The sequence below is a fragment of the Paenibacillus chibensis genome (genome assembly GCF_004001045.1).
GTDB classification, from domain to species: Bacteria; Bacillota; Bacilli; order Paenibacillales; family Paenibacillaceae; genus Paenibacillus_AQ; species Paenibacillus_AQ chibensis.
Genome location: NZ_BIMK01000069.1, coordinates 1 through 1350, shown reverse-complemented (window position 1 = coordinate 1350; position 1350 = coordinate 1). Strand labels below are relative to the sequence as shown.

Genomic DNA, 1350 nt, shown 5'->3' with positions numbered 1-1350 from the left:
AGTCTGTAAAATAGTTTGTGTAAACTCCTAAACCCAGTAAAATGGAAGTAATAGAAAGGTTGGGGAGAACACATGGGACTTTGGTCAAAGGAACAACTACGGGCTTTTATCAAGGAGAATAAGCTGGTTACTGCACAGGATGCGCAGAACGCTTTAAAAGAGCTGTTTGCAGAAACGCTTCAGGAAATGCTGGAAGCCGAAATGGACACGCATCTGGGCTACGAGAAGCATGAAGTCAAGGCCAAGATGACGCCAAACAGCCGTAATGGAAAAAGCAAGAAGAACGTTGTCAGCGAATATGGCGAGCAGGAAATTGCCGTTCCTCGGGATCGCCTGGGAGAATTCGAGCCTCTGGTGGTCCAGAAGCACCAAAGGAACGTAACGGGCATCGAGGATCAGATCATCGCTCTATACGCCAAAGGCGTCAGCACCCGGGAGATTCAGGATCACCTGCAGAACCTGTACGGAATTGAAGTCTCGCCGACGCTCATTTCCAATGTCACGAACAAGATCGTACCGCTCATCAAGGAGTGGCAGAACCGGCCGCTGCAAGGCGTGTATGCGGTGGTCTACATGGACGCCATTCACTTCAAAGTGAAGCAGGACGGAGCCATTGTTAATAAGGCGGCCTACATGGTTATTGGCATTGATCTGGACGGCAACAAGGACGTACTGGGCATGTGGATAGGTGAAAATGAAACCAGCAAATTCTGGCTCAACGTGCTGAATGACCTGCGTAATCGCGGCGTTCAGGACATCCTCATCATCTGTGTGGACAATTTGAATGGCTTCTCCGAGGCGATAGCCGCTTGTTATCCGAAGACGGAGATCCAGAAGTGTATCATCCACCAGATCCGTAATTCCACCCGCTACGTGTCTTACAAGGACCTCAAGAAGGTAACTGCCGACCTGAAGCCTATTTACAAGGCCGCAACGGAAGAAGGAGCTTTGCTCGAACTGGATCGTTTCGAGGAAATCTGGGGCGCTAAATACCCGCTGATTATCCGGTCGTGGCGCAATAACTGGAGCGAACTCTCAACCTTCTTCAAGTACCCGCCGGAAATCCGCAAGCTGATTTACACGACGAACATGATTGAAAGCTACCACCGGCAGCTTCGGAAAGTGACGAAGGGCAAAAGCATTTTCCCGACCGACGAAGCCCTGCTCAAAATGCTCTACCTGGCCACAATGGATGTGACCCGAAAATGGACGGGCCGAGTACAGAACTGGGGTCAGATGCTGCTTCAGTTTTCGGTCTTTTTTCAAGATCGAATCGGTAACCACCTACGCTAAGTCGCCCCCCTCGGGGGGATTCCTTAAATGAGTTTACACAAAAATCTTGACAGACCC

At 50.2% G+C, this 1350-nt stretch carries 1 protein-coding gene; it reads left to right on the top strand.

Annotated elements, in window-relative coordinates; genetic code table 11:
* The first annotated feature begins 72 nt into the window (after positions 1-72).
* Positions 73-1293 (top strand): IS256 family transposase, encoded by a 1221-nt coding sequence (locus PCH05_RS27050; RefSeq protein WP_127607821.1) that lies wholly within the window; start codon positions 73-75, stop codon positions 1291-1293.
* Positions 1294-1350: the final 57 nt, after the last annotated feature.

Excerpts from the sequence above, each read along its gene's own strand:
- PCH05_RS27050 (WP_127607821.1), top strand. The coding sequence starts at position 73 with ATGGGACTTTGGTCAAAGGAACAACTACGGGCTTTTATCAAGGAGAAT.